Raw genomic sequence first — 7,038 nt, 5'->3', positions numbered from 1 at the left:
CCGCCGGCCCGGCCGAGCGGCCGGCCGACGAGGAGCTGCGCGCCGCCGTGGCGGAGCGCGAGGCCGCCGGCGTCTCCCGCCGGGACGCGATCCAGGCCGTCGCCGACGCGTACGGCCTGCGTAAGCGCGAGGTCTACGAGCTGGTCCACGCGGCTCAGTAGGTCACGAAGAGGAACCCGCCGAGCAGCAGCAGGGGTCCGGCCAGGCTCATGAGCAGCGCGCCGCGCCGGGCCCGGGAGGTCTCCAGCCGTCCCGTGCCGGTCAGCAGCGCGATGCCGAAGCCGCAGAGCAGGACCAGCAGGAAGCCCAGCGTCCAGCGCAGGTGCATGAGCAGGCCGGTGTCGCCCACGTACGCCTGCCGGCTCGTCGTGCTCACCATGCGCGCGGGCGTCGCCGTGCCCCCGGCGCGCTGAGCCTCCTGAACGCCGAGCAGGGCGACGCCCTCGACGACCGTGCTGCTGCCCTCCGGGCGGAACGTGCCGGCGCACCGCTGGGAGACGCCGGTGCCGGTGCACTGGGCCACGGTGGCCGTACCGGTGCGTCCGTGGCCGACCGCGAGCCAGAACGGCTCCGCGCTGACCCAGGAGAAGAACGCGGCGACGAGCGCGAGGGCGAGCAGGGCGGCGAGCCCGGTGACCGGCCGGCGCGGATCCCGCAGCTTGCGGCGCGGCGGACGGGTGGTGGCCCGGTCCGGCGGCGCGACGGTGGCGGTCCGCTTGGCGCGTTCCTCCTCGGAGAGCCAGAACGGCGAGGTCTCCAGCAGGGCGGCGGTGCGCTCGGCGCGTACCCGCTCCTGCAGGGCCTGGTCCGCGCGGGCGGCGTCCTCGCGGGCCCGGGCGGGACGCGGGCGGCTCTGCGGCGGCCGGCCGGGCACCGGGCCGCGATCGAGCGGCACCGTCGGCCGGTTACGGTCGGGTTCGGGCAAGACCATCAGCTCCTGTACGTCCACCGCGTCGCCGTCGATGGTCATGTCCGCGGCCCGGGGCGGCCGGGCGTCCTCGACCGGGAGGGCGGCGAGCAGGTCCACGATCGTGGGCTCGGGCTGGTCCTCCGCCGGCGCCTCGGCCTTGCCCCGGGGCTGGTACGCGGTCGCCGTCCCGCCGGTGTTGAAGCGCTCGGCGCCGACCTCGTCGTGCATGTGCTCGACATCCTTCGGGCCGTCGGCGGCCGCCTTCCGGACCCGCGGCGCGCGCTTGGGCCGGGCCTCCGCCGGCTTGCCGATGAGGGCGGCTGCCGTGTCCTCCATGCCGGCGTCGTGCGCCACGCCCGCCTCGCCGCTGTGCTCGGCCTGCTTCGGGGGCGTCATCGTGGCCTCCGTCCGGGCCGCGCCCGGGCCGCGCGGGGCGGGACCGCTGTCGCCCCGCCACCACGCGCCGGTGGCGGGGTCGGACCAGGTCCACGGGTTGCCGCTGCTGCGCGACGTTTCCCCAGGCTGCGGCGCATCTCCCGTCATGAGGTCCAGTGAACTACGGGGTTCGGCGCCATCAAGGTACATAACCGGCGTGTCGGTCAAAAAGGGTGAGCGCCCGGTGGTCGAGCGGAGTCACTACGCTTGTTGTCCATGAGTCACGTTCTCGCCGCGGTCGCCTGGCCCTATGCCAACGGCCCGCGCCACATCGGTCATGTCTCCGGCTTCGGGGTGCCCTCCGACGTTTTCAGCCGGTTCATGCGCATGGCCGGTCACGACGTGCTCATGGTCTCGGGCACCGACGAGCACGGCACCCCGATCCAGGTCCAGGCCGACGCGGAGGGGGTCACGGCGCGCGAGCTCGCCGACCGCTACAACCGCGTGATCGTCGAGGACCTGCACGGGCTCGGGCTCTCCTACGACCTGTTCACCCGCACCACGACGCGCAACCACTACGCCGTCGTGCAGGAGCTCTTCAAGGGGCTGCACGACAACGGCTACATCGTCGCCAAGACCACGCTGGGCGCCATCTCGCCGTCGACCGGCCGCACGCTGCCCGACCGCTACATCGAGGGCACCTGCCCCATCTGCGGCTATGCGAGCGCGCGCGGCGACCAGTGCGACAACTGCGGCAACCAGCTCGACCCCGAGCAGCTGATCAACCCGCGCTCGCGGATCAACGGCGAGACGCCGGAGTTCGTCGAGACCGAGCACTTCTTCCTCGACCTGCCCGCCTTCGCCGAGGCGCTCGGCAAGTGGCTCGACACGCGGGAGGGCTGGCGGCCCAACGTCCTCAAGTTCTCGCGCAACCTGCTCGAGGACCTGCAGCCCCGGGCGATCACCCGCGACCTGGAGTGGGGCGTGCCGATCCCGCTCGAGGGCTGGCAGGACCGCAACGACAAGCGCATCTACGTGTGGTTCGACGCCGTCATCGGCTACCTCTCGGCCTCGATCGAGTGGGCCCGGCGCTCCGGCGACCCCGACGCGTGGCGCAAGTGGTGGCAGCGGCCGGAGTCGCTCGGCTACTACTTCATGGGCAAGGACAACATCGTCTTCCACTCGGTGATCTGGCCGGCGCTGCTGCTCGGCTATTCGGGCGAGGGCGACAAGGGCGGCAAGCCGGGGTCGCTGGGCGAGCTCAACCTGCCGACCGAGGTGGTCTCCAGCGAGTATCTGACGATGGAGGGCAGGAAGTTCTCCTCGTCGCGCAAGGTGGTCATCTACGTCCGCGACTTCCTCGAGCGCTACGACGCCGACGCCCTGCGCTACTTCATCGCGGCGGCCGGCCCGGAGTCCAACGACACCGACTTCACGTGGGCGGAGTTCGTCCGGCGCAACAACGACGAGCTGGTGGCCGGCTGGGGCAACCTGGTCAACCGGTCGATCTCGATGGCGGCGAAGAACTTCGGCGCGATCCCGGCGGCCGTCGACCTGACCGACGAGGACAGGGCGCTGCTCGAGGTCGCCAGGGCGGGCTTCGCGACGGTCGGCGACCTGATCGGCAAGCACCGGCAGAAGGCCGCGATCGGCGAGGCCATGCGCGTGGTCGCCGAGGCCAACAAGTACCTCTCCGACCAGGCGCCGTGGAAGCTCAAGGACGAGGCCTCGAAGCCGCGCATGGGCACCATCCTGCACGTCGCCCTGCAGGTGGTGCGGGACGCCAACACGCTGCTGACGCCCTTCCTGCCGCACTCCGCCCAGAAGGTGCACGAGCTGCTCGGCGGCACCGGTGTGCACGCCCCGATGCCGCGCATCGAGCAGGTCGAGGACCTCGACGGCGGGCCGGCCTACCCGGTGCTGACCGGCGACTACGCCGGGGGCGCGCGCTGGGAGTCCGTGCCGCTGGTGCCGGGGACGCCGCTGGCCGCGCCGAAGCCGGTCTTCCGCAAGCTCGACCCGTCGGTGATCGAGGAGGAGCTGGAGCGCCTCGGCTCCTGATCCTCCGCACGGCGGCCCGGACTCAGCCGAACGGCTGGTTTCTGTGGACACGCTGTGCAGTGCCCGGGTATTTACGCACGTCAGCCCGCCGGTGCCAGGAAGGCGCCGGCGGGCTTCGTCGTGGGCGCGCCGGAACGGGATTGATGAGGGTGGCTCGGATCTAGTACTTTCAGCGCCGACCACGGGGGAACGGTTGCGTTTCATCGGTACGGGTGCGTTTCGTCCGCCCTGACCGATTGAGGCGTTTCCACCGTCCAAGGTCACCCCTCACGAAGGAGTTTCCTTGAACGCACGACTGAAGCGCCCGTTGCTGGCCGTGGTGGTCAGCGGCGCTCTGCTGGCCGGCGGCCTCGCCGTCGGCACGCCGGCCTTCGCCGACGAGCGGGACTCGGCCACCGACGTGGCCTCGATCCTCGCCGACGACCCGACGCCGAGCGACCCGACCAGCCCGCCGCCGACCACCGAGACCCCGACGCCGGAGCCGTCCGACCCGGCCTCGTCGCCGGAGCCGTCCGACGAGCCGACCTCGCCGGTGCCCAGCGAGCCCGTGCCGGGCGACCCGCCGACCAGCCAGACGCCGGACCCGAGCACCTCGCCGTCCGAGACCACGCCGCCGCCGTCCGAGGACCCGAGCACGCCGCCGTCGGAGGACCCGACGACGCCGACGCCCGCGCCGGACACCCAGAAGCCGACCGGCTCGTTCACGCTGAACACCAGCGCCATCTGGATGGGCCAGCGTGTCGCCCTGGCCCAGGGCACCATCAAGGACGACAACCCGGTCGCCGACGTCAAGCGCGTCGTCAGCTGGGGCGACGGCACCTCGAGCACGCTCAAGCCGGGCCAGGCGCCGATCAACAAGCAGTACACGGTCGCCAAGACCTACACGATCAAGTTCACGATCACGGACAAGGCCGGGAACGCGAACTCGTACAGCAAGACGCTCAAGGTCACCAAGCCGGGTTCGTGGAAGCCGAGCGCGTACAGCGTGTGGCCGGGTCAGAAGATCACCTGGAAGCTGACCGGCGTGCCGGCGGGGACCACGAAGATCTGGTTCGACTGGGGCGATGGCTACAAGAACTGGATCGCCGGCAAGAACCAGTCGTTCTCCGGCATCTACTACCACCGTCTCAACGGCGGCCTGATCAAGGGCAAGGTCACCGTCCGGGCCACGTTCTACAACAAGTACGGCGCGTCGTCGGCGCTGTACGTGACGCAGATCAACGTCAAGACCGACTCGTGGAAGCCGACCGTCAAGGTCACCAAGCCCGCGAAGTCGACCAGCGCCAAGGCGTGGCGGACCGTCAAGGGCACCGTCAGCGACAAGGGCTCCGGCACGCCGTACGTCTACGTGTGGGTCAGCCGGATCGTCGGCAGCAAGGTCTACTGCTACACCCCGCAGAAGAAGTGGAAGCGGGTGTACACGCAGGACGAGTACAACAACTGCGCCGGCCTCACGATCAAGCCGAGCAAGGGCAAGTGGTCGGTCAAGCTGAGCAGCCTGCCGAAGGGCGGCACGATCTACGTCGACGCGATCACCTGGGACTGGGCGGACCACCAGAGCAAGTGGTCGTCGGTCAAGGGCAAGATCAGCAAGGCGTGACGTACGACCGGAGGTAACGGAAAAGGCCCGGCACTCGCCGGGCCTTTCTCGTGTTCCCGCTCAGATCTGGTACGCCAGCTCGGAGATGTGGTGGTCGGCCAGCTCGCGCACCGGAGCCCACACCTCGTACACCCCGCGCTCGTAGCAGCGGGCGCCCACCGCGGCGATCGAGTCCACGTCCGGATGGGTCAGCCGGAGCCGCGCCCAGTTGTCGTCGCGCTGCAGCACCCAGGCCGGGACCGTGCGCCAGCGGGCCAGCTCGGCCCGGCGGGCCAGCGTCTCCACGGGGTAGCGGGCGGCCCGGGTCAGCGCCCGCACGCGGAACTCGGCGGGCGGGTCGGCGACGGCCTGGTACTCGTGCTCCTTGATCCGGCCGATCAGCCGGGCGGCGCCGGCGTCGGTGCACGGGACGTACTCGCGGTCGGGACTGACGCCCGGGATGCCCTCGAGCAGGTGCCGCCAGCGGGGACCGGCCAGCCGCAGCCAGCCGTGCTGCTCCGGCTGATAGGTGTAGAGGACCACCTCGTCGCCGGTGCCCGGATAGGCGATCAGCTGGGCGTTGGCGGGCGTGGGCAGGTCGGCGAAGCCCGCGGTGACGAACTCCGGGATCAGGTCGTCGGTGCTGGGCGTGAAGCCGGTGCCGAGCACCATCGAGCCGACCCGGGAGTGTGCGGGGAGCGCGGCGAGGCCGGCCTGCGTCGAGCCCATCGGGATCTCGAAGTCGCTGGGGTCGGTGGCGCGCCAGCGCAGGGCGTAGGCGACGGAATCGCCCTCGGGCACGCCGTCCGTGCGGAGGATCGCGAGCTCGTCGGGCGTCCGCAGGTGGGCGATGTCGCAGGCGCGATAACAGAAGCCGTACGGCAGCCAGCCGGCCAGGTGCCCGGCGAGCTGGGCAGCGGAGAGCAGCTTCATCATGCGGGTGCCGCGGCGTACGGCGGCGGTGGCCCGGATTCCCTGCAGCACCGGATCCTGCTGGTGCCCGGCGGACTGGCTCATCTCCTGGACCCGTGCCCAGGAGAAGTCGCGGCGTAGTGGTGCCATCAGCGGTGGCTCCAGTGGATCGACGTCCACCTGGGCATCCCCGGTCACGGTCACCCGCAGCAACCTAGTGGTAGCTGGTGGACCCAGGGTTAACGGAAGGTTACTCGCGTTGCTTGTGAAGAATTTCTCATGGTCCGATGTGTGATCCTTGAGGGCGATGAACACCGAACAGCCTTCCGCGAAGCGCGCGGCCAAGGCGGCCCGCCGGTCCGGGGAGTTCCCGCCCGCACCCGAGCCGCTGGCCGTGCCGGTCTTCGACAGCCACACCCACCTCGACATCACGATTCACGAGGCCGGCGTGCCCGGGGACGCCGAGGACCCGGTCGAAGCCCTGATCGCCGCCGCCGCCCGGTCCGGTGTGGACCGTCTGATGCAGGTGGGCGTCGACGTCGCCTCGTCGCGGTGGGGCGCCGCGCTGGCCGCGCGGCATCCGGCCGTACTGGCGGCTGTGGCCCTGCACCCGAACGAGGCGCCGCGCCTGGCCGGCCTCGACGAGGCGTTGCGCGAGATCGAGGCCCTGGCCGCCGAGCCGAGGGTGCGCGGGCTGGGGGAGACCGGCCTCGACACCTTCCGCACGGGCGAGGACGGCCGTGCAGCGCAGGAGCACAGCTTCCGGGCGCACATCGCGATCGCCAAGCGCTACGGCAAGCCGCTCATCATCCACGACCGCGAGGCCCACCAGGACGTCCTGCGCGTCCTCGACGAGGAGGGCGCCCCGGACGTCGTCGTCCTGCACTGCTTCTCCGGCGACGCCGAGTTCGCGGCCGAGTGCGTGCGGCGGGGCTACCTGCTGTCCTTCGCCGGCACGGTCACCTTCGGCAGCGCCGGCACCCTACGGGAGGCGGCCAAGGTCACACCGTCCGCGCAGATGCTCGTGGAGACGGACGCGCCGTACCTGACGCCCGCGCCGCTGCGGGGACGGCCCAACGCGTCGTACCTGATCCCCGTCACCATGCGGGCGCTGGCCGCCACGACCGGCCGCGACCTCGACGAGCTCTGCGCGACAATCTCCGCCACCGGTGAGCGGGTCTTCGGCCCCTGGTCCTGACGG

General features: G+C 71.5%; 5 protein-coding genes and 1 pseudogene. 4 read left to right on the top strand and 2 right to left on the bottom strand.

Going from position 1 to position 7,038, the window contains the following annotated elements; all coding sequences use genetic code 11:
- Positions 1-161, top strand: a pseudogene (locus RBH18_RS05465) (16S rRNA (cytidine(1402)-2'-O)-methyltransferase); the annotation flags it as partial.
- Here RBH18_RS05465 and RBH18_RS05460 read toward each other — a convergent pair.
- On the bottom strand, positions 155-1,453 hold the full coding sequence (locus tag RBH18_RS05460) for a hypothetical protein (protein ID WP_306204827.1): 1,299 nt from the start codon (positions 1,451-1,453) through the stop codon (positions 155-157). The pseudogene RBH18_RS05465 and the gene RBH18_RS05460 sit on opposite strands and share 7 nt — an antisense overlap.
- 108 nt (positions 1,454-1,561) lie before the next feature.
- Here RBH18_RS05460 and metG point away from each other — a divergent pair, with 108 nt between their 5' ends.
- Both metG and RBH18_RS05450 read left to right on the top strand, forming a co-directional pair.
- Entirely contained in the window at positions 1,562-3,346 is a 1,785-nt protein-coding gene (gene metG, locus RBH18_RS05455; RefSeq protein WP_306204826.1) for a methionine--tRNA ligase, read from the top strand.
- Between the two features lie 283 nt (positions 3,347-3,629).
- Complete coding sequence (locus tag RBH18_RS05450; protein ID WP_306204825.1) at positions 3,630-4,946, top strand: hypothetical protein; 1,317 nt, start codon at positions 3,630-3,632, stop codon at positions 4,944-4,946.
- Positions 4,947-5,006: 60 nt separating this feature from the next.
- Here RBH18_RS05450 and RBH18_RS05445 read toward each other — a convergent pair whose 3' ends face one another.
- Complete coding sequence (locus RBH18_RS05445) at positions 5,007-6,041, bottom strand: hypothetical protein (RefSeq protein ID WP_306204824.1); 1,035 nt, start codon at positions 6,039-6,041, stop codon at positions 5,007-5,009.
- A gap of 94 nt (positions 6,042-6,135) precedes the next feature.
- Between RBH18_RS05445 and RBH18_RS05440 the strand changes: the two genes are divergently transcribed.
- Positions 6,136-7,035 carry a TatD family hydrolase gene (locus RBH18_RS05440; RefSeq protein WP_306204823.1) on the top strand — a complete coding sequence of 300 codons (900 nt, stop codon included), beginning with the start codon at positions 6,136-6,138 and terminating at the stop codon, positions 7,033-7,035.
- Positions 7,036-7,038: the final 3 nt, after the last annotated feature.

Origin of the sequence: Actinoplanes oryzae (assembly GCF_030757795.1) — a bacterium.
In the GTDB taxonomy this organism is placed as follows: Bacteria; Actinomycetota; Actinomycetes; order Mycobacteriales; family Micromonosporaceae; genus Actinoplanes.
The sequence above is the reverse complement of the archived record's forward strand: the minus strand, read 5'-3'. Positions and strand labels throughout refer to the sequence as shown.